Below are 16,221 nucleotides of genomic sequence, written 5' to 3' on the forward strand. Positions count from 1 at the left end.
AGTGTTATTTCACTCTATTTAGCTCGCGCTGAACCTGGCTTAGAGACTTGGCCCAAGGATCAAGTTGTTTCAGTTCATCAGGAAGAGCCTCAGCCGCATCACGTGCAACCTGAATGGTGGGATAGTTCTGGTAGGTAATAATATACCAATCTAACTCGTTGCGAACCGTTGGATAAATAAAGACGTTGTCTTTTAATTGATGAGTGTCGAGAAACAGTTGCACTTCCTCTAACGACTTCATTGCTGCTAATTGCAGTGTATAGCTGCGAGAAGAGAAACTTCTAAGCTCATCTTTTGTGAAGGAAAACCGAATTTCAGCTTTCTCAGGCTGGCTGGCTTCCTCAACAACCTTGATGGATATCATTGGTTTCGTTTGTTCTGTTTGTTGGGATTGCGCCACGACCGCCTCAATGGGTTCCGTATTGACGGTTGGTGCTTTTCCATCCATCAATGCATCAACAACCTCAGAGTTAATCACCACTCGTTGAGATTCCGTTGCAGCACTTCCGACACTCGAGACCTGTTCGGTGACTGAAGGTGGCAAAGCTTGCGAATCATCTTCAGCGCCTGCCAAGGAAGGATCTTCCTCCACCCTATCGCTCATCGTTGGATCTTCCTGACCCAGCTCAGGCTTTTTCTCTATGGCTAAAATCGGGGCTGCGTTCTTTTCAACGTCTTCACCCTCACTTTGGACTTTATCATCAGGCAAAGGCTGGTTCATCATCCACCAGTACCCTCCTCCGATCATCAAAAGCATGGCGAACACGAGTAAGGCAATGTTAATCGGAGAACCTATTATCGAGCGAATGATAATCCTTTTTTCCACTTTGTGTTCCCCTAAAGCCATAATCGCACCCGGATGCATTGCAATCGTTCGGTAAGCATGACGGACACGTTTTTCCTTGTCATCTTCGACAAAACGAACGACAAGCTGCTCAAAAAATCGGTCAGCTTCGTCCTGACTTAGGGCATCAATTTCGAGATCAATCGGTTTTAGTTCTTGTCCATAGCTCAGACGAGTCAACAAGACATCTAGGCTATTGGACTGAGCAAATAAAACGACATTGATAGTCCAGGCGGCATTGTCCTGAGCTTCAAGAATCAACATCCACAGCTCAGAAAGAAAAGCTTCGTCGAGTAACTGGGCATCATCAACCACAATCACGACGTCACAGCTTTCTCCTTGCATCTGTTGAGCAAAGCTTTCCGCTAATGGGTCGATGGGATTGAAAAGTGGATCAGAAAAAAGTTGCGTCAGGATCATAGTGCGACGCATTTGATTATCCTGACTCGGGTGACACATCAAAAGTGACTGGTTTTTCTCTTCGGCCCAAACTTCAAGATAACGCTGGGCTAACCAAGATTTCCCCGCGCCTACAGCTCCGCCAACAGTGACCAAATTTGAACCAAAGTTAGTCAGCAACTGCATTCGTTCAAGCAACTCAACTTGGGAGCCTAACTCCAACACACGGGATTCATGCGTTAAACTCATTAAACCATCCTAGTGACAGCCCACTGTCTAAAGAGAAATAAATCAGATTTCGCGACAAAAATCGATGGCTTGTTTAATAATCGATTCAGGCACACCTTTGACAACGTCTGCACTACCAATACTTGTAGGTAATATCAGACGAAGTTCACCAGACAACACTTTTTTATCTCGCATCATATGCTTCATGAAGTCATCAAACGTCATGGTATCCGGCGTATGCACAGGCAATCGTGCTTTCTTCAGTATAGAGAGAATTCTCTCTACTTGCTTTTCAGAGATAAGACCTTGAAGTTGAGCCGTTTTTGCAGCCATAACCGTACCAGAAGACACCGCTTCACCATGTAACCATTCACCATAACCTAACTCGGCTTCGATCGCATGGCCAAATGTATGACCTAGGTTCAGTAATGCACGAATACCCGACTCTTTTTCATCTTGGGCAACAACTTCAGCCTTAATTTGACAACAACGTGAAATCGCAAATTCCAGTGCCGCTTGGTCAAGGGCATAAAGTTTATCAAGATTATCTTCTAGCCAGACGAAAAAGTCTTCGTCATAAATAATGCCATATTTGATGACTTCGGCCATACCCGCCGCAAACTCTTTCTCGGGCAAGGTATTGAGGCATTGAGTATCAATAATCACCGATTTGGGCTGATAAAAGGCACCGATCATGTTTTTGCCTAGAGCATGATTAACCGCCGTTTTTCCCCCAACAGATGAGTCTACCTGAGATAATAAGGTGGTCGGGATCTGGATAAAATCAACGCCCCTTTGATAACAAGCTGCAGAAAAGCCAACTAAGTCACCAATGACGCCCCCGCCGAGTGCGATAACCACCACATCACGCGCGAAATTTCCTTCAAGCAAATAGCTCATCACCGTGTTAAAGGTGTCGAGAGATTTATATTGTTCACCATCAGGAAGTTCAAGCACAGAAGCGTCGCAGCCGATTTGCCTAAGCAAGACGAGAATCTTCTCTGCGTATAGCGGAGCAACCGTGACGTTGGTAATCACAACCACTTTTTGTTTCGCTGATAGGAAAGAAAGATGGGCCGGATTATCAAATAATCCGGCGCCAATTGAGATTGGATAACTACGTTCACCTAAACTGACCGTAATCCGTTCCATGGGAGTTTCTCCAGTGGCTAAAAACTAACGTTTAACGTTCTTCTAGCATTTTTACGATTTGGTTAGCGACCACTTTTGCACTTTGATCGTCAGTTCGCACGGTATAGTCTGCAATTTCTTCGTAAAGAGGGTTGCGTTCACCAGCCAATGACTCCAACACATCACGAGGGTTATCCGTCTGTAACAAAGGACGTTTTTTATCGCGATTAGTTCGTGCAAGCTGCTTCTCGATTGTCGTTTCAAGATAAACAACAATGCCACGAGCAGACAGTCGGTTACGGTTTTCTTTACTCTTAATAGAACCACCACCTGTCGCCAGAACGATACCTTGTTCCTCCGTCAGGTCGTTGAGTACTCTTTCCTCGCGGACACGAAAACCTTCTTCGCCTTCGACGTCAAATACCCAAGCGATATCAGCACCAGAGCGCTCTTCAATCACAGTGTCAGAATCAACAAACTCCATATGAAGCTGTTGAGCCAAGTGTCTACCAATTGTACTTTTGCCAGCGCCCATAGGGCCGACAAGGAAAATATTGCGTTTTTCAGCCATGTTTAGCAGTAATTTACAACGTTAATTCAATGACATCGCCACAAGAAAACCAAAATTTCTTTGGCCTGAGATGTGCTTGTGGCACCGGTTCCTCACAGATAATTCGTGATAAGACCCGAAATTATCTAGATAAGGTGACACTAATGCAAATTTATTTTTACCTGTCTGATTATTATTTATGGATTAATCACCCTAGGTGTCACAAAAATCATGAGTTCACTTTTGCCCATTTTCTGATATTTTCGACGAAAAAGGCCACCCAAAAAGGGAATATCGCCTAATAATGGCACTTTGTCGATAGTGTTTCTGGTACTCTGTTGATAAATACCACCTAAGACAATAGTTTCTCCATTTTCGACCAAAACCTGAGTGGAAATGCGCTGTGTTTCAATGGCAACCGCCTCACCGTTTCCCGTTTTTACCACTTGTCCTGGCCGATCTTGCGTCAAATTTAACTCAAGAGTCAGATGTTGATTCGACGTAATATGCGGTGTCACTTTTAAACTCAGCGCGGCTTTTTTGAACTTGACGCTAGTAGCACCATTTTTCGAAGACTCCAAAAAGGGAATTTCAGCGCCCTGCTCAATATACGCAGGATTTTTATTGGTTGTGATCAATCGAGGACTGGATATCACTTCAACTTTTGACTCTCTTTGTAACGCAGATAACTCAAGGTCCAATAAGGTATCGCGACCCAGTTTAGCTAATTGAAATGCGACCGTTGCAGCCGAACCAGAAGGAGCGGAGAAATTAATGTTCAGAAAGTCACCCAAGGAACTCTCTGGCTGGCCATATAGACTCAGCGTGTGGGCATTCTGCATGCCCCCATGGCCAATTTGTGGGTTAACATTCAAGCTCGACAACCGCCAGTGAATACCTAACTCTTGTAAATCGATTTGATTTAACGTGACAATTCTTGCCTCTATTTGCACCTGTTTGGCGGGGACGTCTAATGCCTTAATGGCCGCCTTAATCGTCGAAATATTATCCGCTACGTCTCGAATCAATAGGGTATTCGTGCGCTCATCCGCCCTTAAAGCACCTCGTTTAGTCAGTAAGCGACTGTCTTCGCCTCCCAAAATAGTGGCCAGTTCTGAAGCATTCGCGAACTTTACTGAATAGTTCTCAGATTCAAGCGCACCAGCCTCATAAGCGGCCTGTATTTGAGCCTTTCTTTGACTGTCTTGTGCGGCGAACTCTTCCGCTGGTGCAATGAACACCACGTTATCACGAGTCCGCTGTTCAAGCCCTTTTACACGTAAAAGAATCTCAAAGAGACTCTGCCAGCGCATCTGACTGAGTTTTAAGGTTACGCGCCCTGAAACTGAATCAGAAATAACAACATTGATTTTATGGTAATCAGCGACTTGCTGAAACGCTTCACGAATAGGCAGATCTTGGAAGTTAACCGTCATTAACGGCATCGTCTCCTCTGCCTTTGACAAAGGAATTGCGCTTCCTTCACTGTTTGCCCATGGGGGAAATGTCACAAGGAAAAGCATGAAAACCAAGTGATACACTCTGTCGATAGATAAAATGTACCGCGCTCGTAAAACACTCTCTTTCATTAATCACTCCAGTGATAGCCAAATCTCAATCCGAGTCGAGCACTCTTCTTTGTTTTCTTGATCTTCAATAATTTGAACCTCATTGGCGGTAATCTGAGTAATCTTCCCATGCCTAAGGCCTATCGCTTGCCCCACCTCCGCCCTAGCGATATATCCAGTTGGTAGCTCGATAAGTGCCAACTTCGCCGTTCCAATATCCATTATTCCCGTTAAACGCATTTTGTTAGAGTGATGGCGTGTCAATTCCCCTACTTCGGGGGCGCTTTCCCGCTTGATACACCCCACTCTGCCCTTTTGACTTTGGATCATTTCCACATCTGGCACTGATTTCGGAACAGAAAAGGGATCTCGCCACTTGGAAGATGACTCGATCATTCGATCGCCAAGCACGACTCTGCCTCTGAGAATCGACATGTCTACTGGCTCTTGGCGGCTCAAGTACATCGTGAAAAAAGTCGGCAATATTGAGTGTACTTGTTTGATTTGGAACAGAGAAAACAACAAAAAAACACACTCAAGGCGCATCTCTGCCCCCCTTATTTCCTTGATAAATATAGGCTTTCCCTTTTATGTGCAGCCTTGCTCCATCAAGCTTGACACGACGCCACTCGATTGCCTCAAAATGTACAATATAAGGCAGTTCAGTGAGATCCCGAATAAATGCCACGACCTCAATGTAACGTCCTGTAAACTCAACATGAAGAGGTAAACGTCGATACTTTCTCACATTCTCTGACTCCCCCCAATCCATACGCAAAAAGGTCAAAGACTGCGCCTGCCCAGCTTGACTCACTGACGCCAACACTTCAGCGAGTCCAGCAGGCTTAAAATAAACCAAAGATAAGTGCGACAAGCGTTCCAATAATCTTTTGTACTCGGTTTCAACCTCCGGCTGTTTTAGGACTTCCTTCTCCAAGCCTCTAACCAAAACACGGGTTTCTTTTTCCTTTAAGGCAAGGTTCTCGATACGTTGCCATTTGGGTTTCAAGAACAAGGTGTATCCGATACCCGAAATCACTAAAGCGAGTAGAACCACCAATCCGCATTGCACTGATTTATCTCGCTGCGTCAACAACCCTAAGCTTGTTGGACTAAAGAGAAGCATGCTTTAAATCCACCAATGAAAAAGAAAGCGCAAATGTCTGGTAAAGACTTTGAAAGCGCAGTTGGCGATGTCGTATTGATTGTATGGTCACTGAATCAACATCTGATGTCTTATTCAAGCTCTCTAACAGCTTAGAGATGGACCCCGTATCTGAAGAAAAACCAGCAACACTCACTCGGTTGTTGGTGAGTGTCACCTTATCCAGATACACACCATCAGGGATTTCTTTAGGCAATAGGTTGAGTAACCTGAACGCGTTGTATCTCTGCCGGTTAAGGCCGTGTATATCCTCAAGGTCCAATCGCACTTCAGTCAGCGTAGAATGCAATTCTTGTAACGCTCGCTGACGTTTTTCGAGATGTTCTTTCAAATTGCTGAGTTGGGAAAGCCTGAATTGTTGAAGATTGAGTTGATTCTCAAGATGGCCGTCGACAATCCATACACACAACGCAAAAATGCCAACCGCAGCAACATGCATCACCGCTAATCGGCGTGTTTTCGTTTTCCTCTGCGATTCTCTCCATGGACACAAATTGATATTGAATTGCATGTCATCTCTCCAACCAAGCAACGCCGCTTAATGCTAACCCTGTCGCCCGTATAAATTCCGCACCATCCCACGCTGGGCTTTTCAAGCCATGAGGAAACAGCTCCAGCAAACTCAGCATGCGCACAGGCAATAAACTCCGTTTGTGCCACTCATCAATAAATCGGTCTCTTCGCCGCTTTTCGCCAGAGAGCCAGAGTCCGCTCAAGGGAGAGCAATGCATCGAATTGAGTAGATGTATATGGTGCTGTAATGTCTCAACGGCGACATGAAGACCTTCTTGATGCTCAAGATCGTCATGGTGTATCTCTCTGAAGAAGACCTCTTGCTGCGGAAACACAAAGCAAATCGTCAGGCCAGCTTCGGTGATATCAACAAGAGCCCAATCCGTTAAAGACTGTTGTGCAGTGGCCCAACGCCAGACTCGGATAAGATTATCGGAGAACGCATTAATGACCACAGGGTCAAACCCGGCTTTTTGGCATGAGCTCATGCGGTTCTCAATACAGCTTTTTCTGGCCGCATAAACCTGAAATTCACCGGGTTTATCCGGTAATGCGACGAAATCAAAATAAAGCTCATCCACCGGAACAGGAGAACGCAGAGAAAAGGCTTGAATGAGGGCAAACTCACACTCCTCGCCTTGAAACTCCCTATCTATTTGTAATTTCTTGCTTATTACAAATTCATCAGGAAGATACAAACAAACCTTACGACTAAATAGCGGTAAAACCTTTCTTAGTTCTTTAAGTTTCTTTACAATTTTCTGATAATTTAGCCTGTGGTTTTCAGTGAAAATGTCCGTGTCAGTCTTTATTTGGTGATAACCCACCAAAGAAAGTGTGTCATGGTCAGGTTTGAGTACCACCGCATTAATGGTTTGCGGGTTGATATCTAAACCTGTAATGAGTGATTTACCCATACAGCTCAGCTCCGTTATCTTTACTCAGCGCTATGCTTAACTCTTTTATTTAGCAAGCACATAAACAGATTTAAGCCAATTTTTAGCTTAAACTAACAAGCTTTGCACAACGTAAGCTTAATTAATCAGGGATTCTCCGGTGAAGTTCATAAAGCGATTGTTTATTTTCGTATTGGTTTGCACAATTCTTGGGGTCGGTACCATTATTGGTTTCTATCTGTATGTAAAACCAGAATTACCTGATGTGGCGACGTTGAGAGATGTCAAATTACAAACACCCATGCAGATCTATAGCCAAGACGGAAAGTTAATTTCTCAATTTGGAGAAAAACGCCGTATACCCGTGACCTATGACGAGATTCCACCGCATCTAATCGAAGCGCTCATTGCCACTGAGGACAGTCGATTCTATGAGCACCCTGGGATTGACCCAATAGGGATAACTCGAGCTGCTTTAGTCGTCATGCTATCAGGTTCAGCCAAGCAAGGGGCGAGTACCATTACGCAACAACTGGCGCGTAACTTTTTTCTCTCCAATGAAAAAAAGATTATGCGTAAAATCAAAGAGATTTTTATCGCTATTCATATAGAGCAATTGCTGAGCAAACAAGAAATCATGGCTCTTTATGTCAACAAAATCTTTCTTGGTTACCGTTCATACGGCTTTGGCGCCGCCGCACGAGTCTATTTTGGTAAAAGCCTTCAGGAACTGACTCTCAGTGAACTCGCGACGCTAGCAGGCATGCCCAAAGCGCCTTCGACAATGAACCCTATTTACTCACTTGAACGAGCGACCAATCGGCGTAACGTCGTATTGAAACGTATGTTTGATGAGCAATACATCACTCAAGAAGAATATGAACAAGCACGTTCTGAGACAATTGAAGCTCATTACCATGGTGCAGAGATCGAGCTTAATGCCCCTTATGTAGCAGAGCTAGCTCGTGCTTGGATGGTGGCGCGTTATGGCGAAGAGGTATATACCTCAGGCATGAATATTTACACAACGGTCGATTCACGACTGCAGGCCGCAGCGAACAAGTCTGCAATCAACAATCTATTTTCCTACGATGAACGTCACGGTTATCGTGGAGCCGAAAAGGTTCTTTGGCAAAAGGGACAAGCCGCGTTCGATAACAAAAAGATAGACGATATACTGGATAATGTTCCCTCCTATGGTGACTTAACCCCTGCCGTTGTTACCCACCTCACTGCCAAAAGCGCCACGGTCTGGGTAAAAAATCAAGGCGAGCAACACCTCAGTTGGGAAGGGATCAAATGGGCCCGTAAATTTCTGACCGATTCTCGTCAAGGAGCCGCTCCAAACTCGGCCGAGGACGTTTTAGCAGAAGGTGAGCAGATTTGGGTTCGCCAAGTGGAGAGTAAGGGTGAAAATAAACCCGCTCAACGCGTGTGGCAACTCAGTCAGGTTCCAAACGCAAATACGGCTTTTGTTGCCATGAACCCAGAAAACGGCGCAGTGCTTTCAGTCGTTGGCGGCTTCAACTTCGTCCACAATAAATTCAATCGCGCCACCCAATCAATTCGTCAGGTCGGCTCTGGAATCAAGCCGTTTATCTATTCAGCGGCCATCGATCAAGGTATGACTCTCGCCTCTCTGGTCAATGATGCCCCTATCAATCAATGGGATAAAAGCCAAGGTACGGCTTGGCGCCCCAAAAACTCGCCACCTACCTATACAGGACCAACGCGCTTAAGGGTCGGCTTAGCTCAATCGAAAAACGTGATGGCAGTGCGAGTGCTTCGCGAAGTCGGTCTCGACCAAACCCGCCAGTATCTCACTCGCTTTGGTTTCGATATCAAACAATTGCCTCGTTCTGAGACAATTGCACTTGGTGCCGGTAGCCTAACACCAATGAAAATGGCGCAGGGCTACTCAGTGTTTGCCAATGGCGGTTACTACGTTGAACCTTTTTATATCAGTAAAATTGAAGGGCCGTTTGGTGAGTTAGAGTTTGCAGCCGAGCCTAAAACTATCTGCCGCAGTGAATGTGGATCACATACACTCTCGCCAGAAGATAATGAGTTTCAAGAACAGGATGTTGACGTAGTACCAGAGCAACCACATTACGCACCACAAGTTATCTCAGAACAGACCGCTTTTTTAGTGAGAGAAATGATGTACAGCAATATTTGGGGCGGTGGTAACTGGCGAGAGGGGACAGGCTGGAATGGAACAGGCTGGCGTGCTCAAGCGTTGAAACGCCGAGATATTGGCGGTAAGACGGGAACAACCAACGATTCCAAAGACGCTTGGTACAATGGTTATGGGCCTGGCATGGTCGCTGTCGCTTGGGTCGGCTTTGATGACCATACCCGCGAACTCGGCAGAACAACCTCTAATAAGAATCTAGGTAAAGAACAAATATCTGGGGCAGAAGCAGGGGCAAAAACAGCTCAACCTGCCTGGGTCGATTTTATGAAAATGGCGTTAGAAAACACGCCGAGCCAACCCAAGAACATTCCGCCGAAAGTGGTTCGCGTGCGGATAGACAGGGATTCCGGCTTGCTGACCAGCAAGTTTGATTCAAGTTCAATGTTCGAGTACTTCTTAAAAGGAACCGAACCCACAGAATATGTTTCAGATGAAATCACGGACAGTATATACACGAGTTCAGGGAACGAAGAGCTGTTCTAGCTGAACAAGTGAAAGGGTAAGTTCGATAGGACTTACCCTTTCACTTCAAACATCAGCTTCAAGCAATATTTTTATAGATTGCGCTAATTGCTCAAATCGGGCTCTCAGCGGAGAACCGGGCCGATAAGCCAATACTAGGCTTCGAGAAGGCACTGGGTTGGTGGCCTTAACATAACACACGCCATCTTTGATTCTATCTTTGGGTAAAGACAACTTAGGCAATAAAGTAATACCCGCGCCCGCTGCCACCATATTACGAAGGGTTTCCAAGCTGGTTGCTTTGAAGCGTTCATCGTCTTTAGCGCCTGCCGCAAAACAAAAACCCAACGCTTGATCACGTAAACAATGACCATCACCCAATGAGAGAACCGTTTTTCCATTGAGCTTTAGCATGTCTATCTCTTCCAGATGCGCCCATTCATGATCACTCGGCACTGCAACACTGAGTGGTTCTTCATAAACCGGAATTTCTTTAAATGCACCGGTTTCTGCTACCGAAGCCAGTACCAAACAATCAAGCTTACCATCTTCAAGCTGGCGAACCAGTTGTTGCGTCTGCGCTTCATGGAGAAAGAGGGACAAATCTGGAAATTTCACTTTCAACGTTGGCACGATCTTAGGCAGTAAATATGGGCCGACGGTTGGAATAAAGCCAATATGCATCGGTCCGGTCATCGATCCACTTTGCCCACTGGCCATATCCTTAAAGGTTTTCACTTCGGTTAGGATTCGCTTGGCCTGATCCACCAACTGCAAACCCGCGTCAGTAAATAAAACACGTCGGCTGCTTCTCTCTAACAGGGCCGCTCCAAGCTCATCCTCTAACTTACGAATCTGGCCGCTGAGTGTCGGCTGACTAACAAAACATGCTTCTGCCGCTTTACGAAAATGTTTGTGTTCCGCTAATGCGACCAGATACTCAAAGTCTCGAATGTTCATTGCTATGACTTACCCATCAATAAATAGAAAATGCCTATCAAAACCATAGCATTAAACGATTGTGACTATCAAAGGAAATGTTGAATAATAAGTCTATTGAAAACGAGCAGCCCAACCAAACCAAGCTAAGCTGTAAGACAAATTATTTTATTATTCGCAATAGGACATCATTATGTTTGCATCTAAAGAAGGCCAAAATGTACCGAAAGTCACATTCCCTACCCGTCGTGGTGATGCTTGGGTCAATGTCACGAGTGACGACCTGTTTCAAAACAAAACTGTGATTCTCTTCAGCCTACCTGGAGCCTTCACACCGACGTGTTCATCCAGCCACCTACCCCGTTACAACGAGTTGTTCCCCGTCTTCAAGGAACACGGCGTCGATGAGATTATTTGTGTCTCTGTGAATGACACGTTTGTTATGAATGCGTGGAAAAATGATCAGGAAGCGGAGAATATCACTTTTATTCCGGATGGAAATGGCGAGTTCACTGATGGCATGGGCATGCTGGTTGATAAAAATGATATTGGCTTCGGAAAACGTTCTTGGCGTTACAGCATGTTGGTCAAAAATGGGGTTGTTGAAAAAATGTTCATCGAGCCTAACGAGCCAGATGACCCATTCAAAGTGTCTGATGCAGATACCATGCTCAACTATATCGCCCCTGATTACAAAACACAGGAGTCCATCACCGTATTTACCAAACCCGGATGCCCTTTCTGTGCCAAAGCGAAACAGAACCTTATTGACCACGGCCTTCAATATGAAGAGGTCATTCTCGGTAAAGACGCGACAACAGTAAGCTTGCGAGCCATCTCAAGTCGTACCACCGTTCCCCAAGTGTTTATCGGTGGTAAACATATCGGCGGTAGCGAAGAATTAGAGTCATTCCTAGGTTAACCCTCTCATTACTAAATTATCCGGCTCTTATTCAAGCCGGATAATGCTTGTTCGAGAGCGAAAAATTCGCGTCTTGGAGTCGTCAACAGAGATCAGAAAGCGAGAACCTTATGAAAAAGTTAGACGTTGATGTAGCCGTCATTGGTGGTGGTACAGCAGGCTTAGGCGCTTATCGCGCAGCAAAAGCCCATACAGATAGCGTTGTGATGATTGAAGGAGGCCCCTATGGTACGACATGTGCGAGAGTGGGCTGTATGCCATCAAAGTTATTGATTGCTGCTGCTGAAAGTGTCCATCAGATTGAGAAGGCAACTGGCTTTGGCATCTACCCGCAAGGCGAGGTCGTTATTAACGGTCGAGAAGTAATGGACAGGGTCAAACGCGAACGTGACCGCTTTGTTGGCTTTGTACTTGAGGGTGTCGATGAGATCCCAGAGAAAGACAAAATTGTGGGTTATGCAAAATTCGTCGACAATAATACGCTTTTGGTCGGAAACCATACCCAAATTTGCGCAAAACGTATTGTCATCGCCACAGGCTCACGGCCTGCATACCCTGCTGTATGGAATGAGCTGGGCGATCGTCTTGTCATCAATGACGATGTCTTTGAGTGGGATGACCTGCCAGAATCAGTTGCAGTGTTTGGCCCTGGTGTGATCGGCCTAGAGTTAGGTCAAGCCTTGCACCGTTTAGGGGTAAAAGTGAAACTGTTCGGTCTTGGTGGCCAAGTCGGCCCCCTAACTGACCCCGAAATAATGGCGTACGCGGACAAAACCTTTAAAGAAGAATTCTACCTTGATGCGGATGTGAACGTTAAAAGCATGAAACGTGTCAAAGGTGAAGACCAAGTTGAAATTCAATTTATCAATCACGATGGCGACTTAGAAAACGTTAATGTCGATTATGTCTTGGCGGCGACAGGCCGTCGCCCGAACGTCGACAGCCTCGGTTTGGAAAATACAACAGTCAATCTGGATGAGCGTGGTGTGCCAAGCGCAGAGCACTATACCTTGCAGACGTCAGTCGATCATATCTTTATTGCGGGCGATGCAAGTAACCAAATCCCACTTTTGCACGAAGCCGCGGATCAAGCACGTATCGCTGGTGATAACGCGGGCCGCTACCCTGATATTAGGGCAGGTTTGCGTCGAACCTCAATCTCTGCTGTCTTTTCTGATCCGCAGATTGCCATGGTCGGGGAAACGTTTAAACAGTTGACTGAAAGACTAGGTAATTGCGGGTGCTTCACCATAGGAGAAGTCTCCTTTGAAAATCAGGGACGCTCGCGAGTAATGCTTCGCAACAAAGGCCTATTGCATGTCTATGGTGAACAAGGAACGGGACGTTTTCTAGGCGCCGAGATGATAGGGCCAAATTCTGAGCATCTTGCTCACCTTCTCGCTTGGGCGCATCAGAATAACATGACCATTTCTGAGATGTTAGATATGCCTTTCTACCATCCAGTAATAGAAGAAGGCGTCAGGACAGCACTGCGTGATCTCAACGCAAAACTTCATTTAGGCCCAGAAATGATTAAGCACTGCTTGGATTGTGGTCCAGGCTGTTGACACGAGATACGAAGAAAAAGACGAGCCATTGTGCTCGTCTTTTTATTGGCAAGATTGAATTGGCCATTACTTTTCAGCAGCAATAACTGAAATCTCAACCAACAACGCATCACGAGCCATATCCGCGGTTACGCAGGCTCTCGCAGGCGCGTGACCTTCAGGCACCCAATCATCCCATACTGCATTCATCGCTTGGAAATCATTCATATTCTTCAAATAAATTGTCGCTGATAGCATGTGCTCTTTGTCACTGCCAGCCTCTAGCAATAGCGCTTCAACTTTATCTAACATCGTTTGTGTTTGTTCCGTGATCGCTTGGGTAGCATCTGCACACACTTGACCACATAGATAGATAACACCATTGTGCTTAACCACACGACTCATTCGTTGTTTTACTTGTTGACGTTCGATCATTTTTCTCACTTTCAAGTTAGGTTGCGATACTATCACTGTCTATGGTATCGAATAAGCCACCAGCATGACATGTAATGACTGTAAAAATCACTATGGGTTCTGGAAAAAAATTGGCCGTTGTCAGCGGTGCATAACGCAGTTGATAGTCTTATCGATGAGTAGCTGGATTCTGTGGTGGCTTTTGTTTAGAAACGACCTCAGAAGTATAGAATCTATCACTCTCATTATGACGGGGGTTGTCCTTAATGGATTATTGTTGCTCCACCTCTGGATGCGCTTTGTGGTGCAACCATGGAAACAAAGTAAACACCGAGAGAAGTAAGCAGTAAAAACACCAGAAACAGAAAGGGAAAACCTTACCCAGAACTCAGAAAAGAAAAAAGCCCCAAAACCAATGATTGGTTTGGGGCTTTCTTAGAATCTTCTAAGAAAAAGCAGTGGTATCTAAATAGACCCTGCTTTTGATCTAAGGTTCCCTTCAACTACGATCTTTTTTGATCTTTCTTGCTAAAATCCTTGCTATCAGGGGGTTAGGCTACATTGACTCGAGCAATGGATTTCTCGATCAAGTTCACCTCTAGCGCCACTTCATCACATGCATGTTGACGAGGGCATTGTTCACAATCTTTGAGCACTTTTTCAGGAAGTAATGATTTGGATGTCGGCATAAAGTTCTGCTTCATAAAGAACTCAGGCGTTCGCGTAAGGACAAAGACCTTCTTGATGGCCATCTGACGTGCTTTCTCAACCAAATATTGTACGATTGCACTTCCCTGCCCCTGACCTTGCCATCCGGCCTCTACGCCCAATGAGCGAATTTCTGCCAACCCAGAGTCGTAAACGTAAAGCGAGGCACAACCTGTCACTTCTCTTTGATGTTCTGACACAGCAAATGAGCCAATATCACGTATCAATTCACTGCGGGAGCGAGGTAAATTTTCTCCCAAGTTTGCCCAATAGGCAACCATTCCCTCAAGTGACTCTATATCGGTTAAACGTGCTGGGCGCACATTCACCACAGACGTGTCACGACGAACTAAACGTGATTCGGCCTGATCAACGGCATACGCAACTTGCTTGGGTGACACACCTCCAAGAGCACTTCGTTTATCCAAACAGGAACTGATGGTAAGAATGTCGTAGACATCTTCTTCAACCGCTGGTGAGAATGCTTTTAACTCCGCGATAGAGAGCTCTTCTAGCGCACAGCCTTTGGCTATGGCGCCGACCACCGCAACCCCAACGATATGATGCGCTTCACGAAAAGGGATTCCTTTGGCCACAAGGTAATCTGCAAGTTCCGTCGCATTAGCATAGCCTTGCTTCGCTGCCTCTAAGGTCCGCTTTTCGTTAACCTTGAGCCCATCAAAACAAAGCGCCGCCATCTCCATACAGTCATTCCAAGTGTCCAAAGCGTCAAACAATCCTTCTTTGTCTTCCTGCATGTCTTTGTTATAGGCCAAAGGAAGTGCTTTGACGGTCATCATCATGCCGGCCATCGCTCCATATACCCGGCCAGTTTTTCCACGAATCAATTCCAATGCATCTGGGTTTTTCTTCTGCGGCATCAGTGATGACCCAGACGTCACGGTATCGGCCAGTTCGATAAAATTGGACTCGCCTGAATTGTAAAAAATCATATCCTCAGCAAGACGCGATAAGTGCAGCATAGAAATAGAAGCCACTGACATCAGCTCCATCACATGATCTCGGTCCGACACCGAATCGAGTGAGTTGCGGGTTGCACGACGAAAACCCAAGTTATGCGCTAACTTTTCACGATCAATGGAATAGGCAGTACCCGCGAGCGCACCGGACCCCAACGGGCAAGTATCCAAGCGATTAATCGCATCATTCAGACGAGAGTAATCACGCTCAAACATTTCGACATACGCTAAACACCAATGAGCAAATGTGACTGGCTGAGCACGCTGAAGGTGGGTATAACCGGGAAGCACCGTCGCTTGATGTTGTTTGGCCACCGACACTAATTGTGTTTGCAAACGATCAAGCCCGATCAAGAGCTGCTGGCCTTGCTGACGACACCAAAGTTTTAAGTCGGTAGCAACCTGATCGTTACGTGAACGCCCTGTGTGAAGCTTTTTGCCCAAGTCTCCCACTTTATTGATCAGTTGTTGCTCCACCCAAGAGTGAATATCTTCAGCATCAGAGCGAAGGATCTGATGCGGGTCCTCCATCACCTCAAGTTTGAGTTCGTTCAACGCGAGTTCAAGCTTCTGCTGTTCAATTTCTGTCAATACATCGACAGATAACAATGCTTTAGACCAAGCAATCGACCCCATAATATCTTGTTCTGCTAGTCGGTAATCGAAGCGCAATGAGTCATTAAAATCTTTGAATCTCGTATCTGCTGCTTGGGTAAACCTTCCACCCCATAATGCCATCGCGTTTCTCCTGATTACCT

At 45.7% G+C, this 16,221-nt stretch carries 15 protein-coding genes; 4 read left to right on the forward strand and 11 right to left on the reverse strand.

Annotated elements, in window-relative coordinates; all coding sequences use genetic code 11:
• Positions 1–4: 4 nt before the first annotated feature.
• From HLM86_RS15985 to pilM, 8 genes are all read right to left on the reverse strand, one after another.
• On the reverse strand, positions 5–1,492 hold the full coding sequence (locus tag HLM86_RS15985) for an SPOR domain-containing protein (RefSeq protein ID WP_076588929.1): 1,488 nt from the start codon (positions 1,490–1,492) through the stop codon (positions 5–7).
• A 42-nt stretch (positions 1,493–1,534) separates the two neighbouring features.
• Positions 1,535–2,623 (reverse strand): 3-dehydroquinate synthase, encoded by a 1,089-nt coding sequence (gene aroB / locus HLM86_RS15990; RefSeq protein ID WP_076588930.1) that lies wholly within the window; start codon positions 2,621–2,623, stop codon positions 1,535–1,537.
• 31 nt (positions 2,624–2,654) lie between these two features.
• Positions 2,655–3,173, reverse strand: a complete 519-nt coding sequence (gene aroK / locus HLM86_RS15995; RefSeq protein WP_076588931.1) for a shikimate kinase AroK — start codon at positions 3,171–3,173, stop codon at positions 2,655–2,657.
• Positions 3,174–3,349: 176 nt separating this feature from the next.
• Complete coding sequence (locus HLM86_RS16000; RefSeq protein ID WP_076588932.1) at positions 3,350–4,741, reverse strand: type IV pilus secretin PilQ; 1,392 nt, start codon at positions 4,739–4,741, stop codon at positions 3,350–3,352.
• A gap of 3 nt (positions 4,742–4,744) precedes the next feature.
• Positions 4,745–5,155, reverse strand: coding sequence for a pilus assembly protein PilP (locus tag HLM86_RS16005; protein WP_217702208.1), 411 nt, complete (start codon positions 5,153–5,155; stop codon positions 4,745–4,747).
• A 100-nt stretch (positions 5,156–5,255) separates the two neighbouring features.
• Positions 5,256–5,846 carry a type IV pilus inner membrane component PilO gene (locus tag HLM86_RS16010; protein ID WP_170883333.1) on the reverse strand — a complete coding sequence of 197 codons (591 nt, stop codon included), beginning with the start codon at positions 5,844–5,846 and terminating at the stop codon, positions 5,256–5,258.
• A complete protein-coding gene (locus tag HLM86_RS16015; protein WP_076588935.1) occupies positions 5,833–6,396 on the reverse strand; it encodes a PilN domain-containing protein in 564 nt (187 codons plus the stop codon). The genes HLM86_RS16010 and HLM86_RS16015 overlap by 14 nt, the downstream gene beginning before the upstream one ends.
• A 1-nt stretch (position 6,397) precedes the next feature.
• Positions 6,398–7,315: a type IV pilus assembly protein PilM gene (gene pilM / locus HLM86_RS16020; RefSeq protein ID WP_076588936.1), complete on the reverse strand. Its 918-nt coding sequence runs from the start codon at positions 7,313–7,315 to the stop codon at positions 6,398–6,400.
• Between the two features lie 139 nt (positions 7,316–7,454).
• On the opposite strand from pilM, the gene HLM86_RS16025 reads away from it, so the two are divergent.
• The gene (locus tag HLM86_RS16025) at positions 7,455–9,974 is read left to right on the forward strand and encodes a penicillin-binding protein 1A (protein WP_076588937.1); all 2,520 of its coding nucleotides are present in this window, start codon (positions 7,455–7,457) and stop codon (positions 9,972–9,974) included.
• 45 nt (positions 9,975–10,019) lie between these two features.
• Here HLM86_RS16025 and oxyR read toward each other — a convergent pair whose 3' ends face one another.
• Complete coding sequence (gene oxyR, locus HLM86_RS16030) at positions 10,020–10,913, reverse strand: DNA-binding transcriptional regulator OxyR (protein ID WP_076588938.1); 894 nt, start codon at positions 10,911–10,913, stop codon at positions 10,020–10,022.
• 172 nt (positions 10,914–11,085) lie between these two features.
• Between oxyR and HLM86_RS16035 the strand changes: the two genes are divergently transcribed.
• The gene (locus HLM86_RS16035) at positions 11,086–11,814 is read left to right on the forward strand and encodes a glutathione peroxidase (protein ID WP_170883331.1); all 729 of its coding nucleotides are present in this window, start codon (positions 11,086–11,088) and stop codon (positions 11,812–11,814) included.
• A gap of 110 nt (positions 11,815–11,924) precedes the next feature.
• A complete protein-coding gene (locus HLM86_RS16040; RefSeq protein WP_170883329.1) occupies positions 11,925–13,382 on the forward strand; it encodes a dihydrolipoyl dehydrogenase in 1,458 nt (485 codons plus the stop codon).
• Positions 13,383–13,448: 66 nt separating this feature from the next.
• Here HLM86_RS16040 and HLM86_RS16045 read toward each other — a convergent pair whose 3' ends face one another.
• Positions 13,449–13,796, reverse strand: coding sequence for a RidA family protein (locus tag HLM86_RS16045; RefSeq protein WP_076588941.1), 348 nt, complete (start codon positions 13,794–13,796; stop codon positions 13,449–13,451).
• A gap of 64 nt (positions 13,797–13,860) precedes the next feature.
• Between HLM86_RS16045 and HLM86_RS16050 the strand changes: the two genes are divergently transcribed.
• Positions 13,861–14,118, forward strand: coding sequence for a DUF3624 domain-containing protein (locus HLM86_RS16050; protein ID WP_076588942.1), 258 nt, complete (start codon positions 13,861–13,863; stop codon positions 14,116–14,118).
• Between the two features lie 208 nt (positions 14,119–14,326).
• Here the strand turns inward: HLM86_RS16050 and argH are convergent, their stop codons facing one another.
• A complete protein-coding gene (gene argH, locus HLM86_RS16055; protein ID WP_170883327.1) occupies positions 14,327–16,201 on the reverse strand; it encodes an argininosuccinate lyase in 1,875 nt (624 codons plus the stop codon).
• Positions 16,202–16,221: the final 20 nt, after the last annotated feature.

This window comes from Vibrio ostreicida (assembly GCF_013074385.2).
Taxonomy (GTDB): Bacteria; Pseudomonadota; Gammaproteobacteria; order Enterobacterales; family Vibrionaceae; genus Vibrio; species Vibrio ostreicida.

Excerpts from the sequence above, each read along its gene's own strand:
- HLM86_RS15985 (WP_076588929.1), bottom strand. The coding sequence starts at position 1,492 with ATGAGTTTAACGCATGAATCCCGTGTGTTGGAGTTAGGCTCCCAAGTT.
- aroB (WP_076588930.1), bottom strand. The coding sequence starts at position 2,623 with ATGGAACGGATTACGGTCAGTTTAGGTGAACGTAGTTATCCAATCTCA.
- aroK (WP_076588931.1), bottom strand. The coding sequence starts at position 3,173 with ATGGCTGAAAAACGCAATATTTTCCTTGTCGGCCCTATGGGCGCTGGC.
- HLM86_RS16000 (WP_076588932.1), bottom strand. The coding sequence starts at position 4,741 with ATGAAAGAGAGTGTTTTACGAGCGCGGTACATTTTATCTATCGACAGA.
- HLM86_RS16005 (WP_217702208.1), bottom strand. The coding sequence starts at position 5,155 with ATGTCGATTCTCAGAGGCAGAGTCGTGCTTGGCGATCGAATGATCGAG.
- HLM86_RS16010 (WP_170883333.1), bottom strand. The coding sequence starts at position 5,846 with ATGCTTCTCTTTAGTCCAACAAGCTTAGGGTTGTTGACGCAGCGAGAT.
- HLM86_RS16015 (WP_076588935.1), bottom strand. The coding sequence starts at position 6,396 with ATGCAATTCAATATCAATTTGTGTCCATGGAGAGAATCGCAGAGGAAA.
- pilM (WP_076588936.1), bottom strand. The coding sequence starts at position 7,315 with ATGGGTAAATCACTCATTACAGGTTTAGATATCAACCCGCAAACCATT.
- oxyR (WP_076588938.1), bottom strand. The coding sequence starts at position 10,913 with ATGAACATTCGAGACTTTGAGTATCTGGTCGCATTAGCGGAACACAAA.
- HLM86_RS16035 (WP_170883331.1), top strand. The coding sequence starts at position 11,086 with ATGTTTGCATCTAAAGAAGGCCAAAATGTACCGAAAGTCACATTCCCT.
- HLM86_RS16040 (WP_170883329.1), top strand. The coding sequence starts at position 11,925 with ATGAAAAAGTTAGACGTTGATGTAGCCGTCATTGGTGGTGGTACAGCA.
- HLM86_RS16045 (WP_076588941.1), bottom strand. The coding sequence starts at position 13,796 with ATGATCGAACGTCAACAAGTAAAACAACGAATGAGTCGTGTGGTTAAG.
- HLM86_RS16050 (WP_076588942.1), top strand. The coding sequence starts at position 13,861 with ATGACATGTAATGACTGTAAAAATCACTATGGGTTCTGGAAAAAAATT.
- argH (WP_170883327.1), bottom strand. The coding sequence starts at position 16,201 with ATGGCATTATGGGGTGGAAGGTTTACCCAAGCAGCAGATACGAGATTC.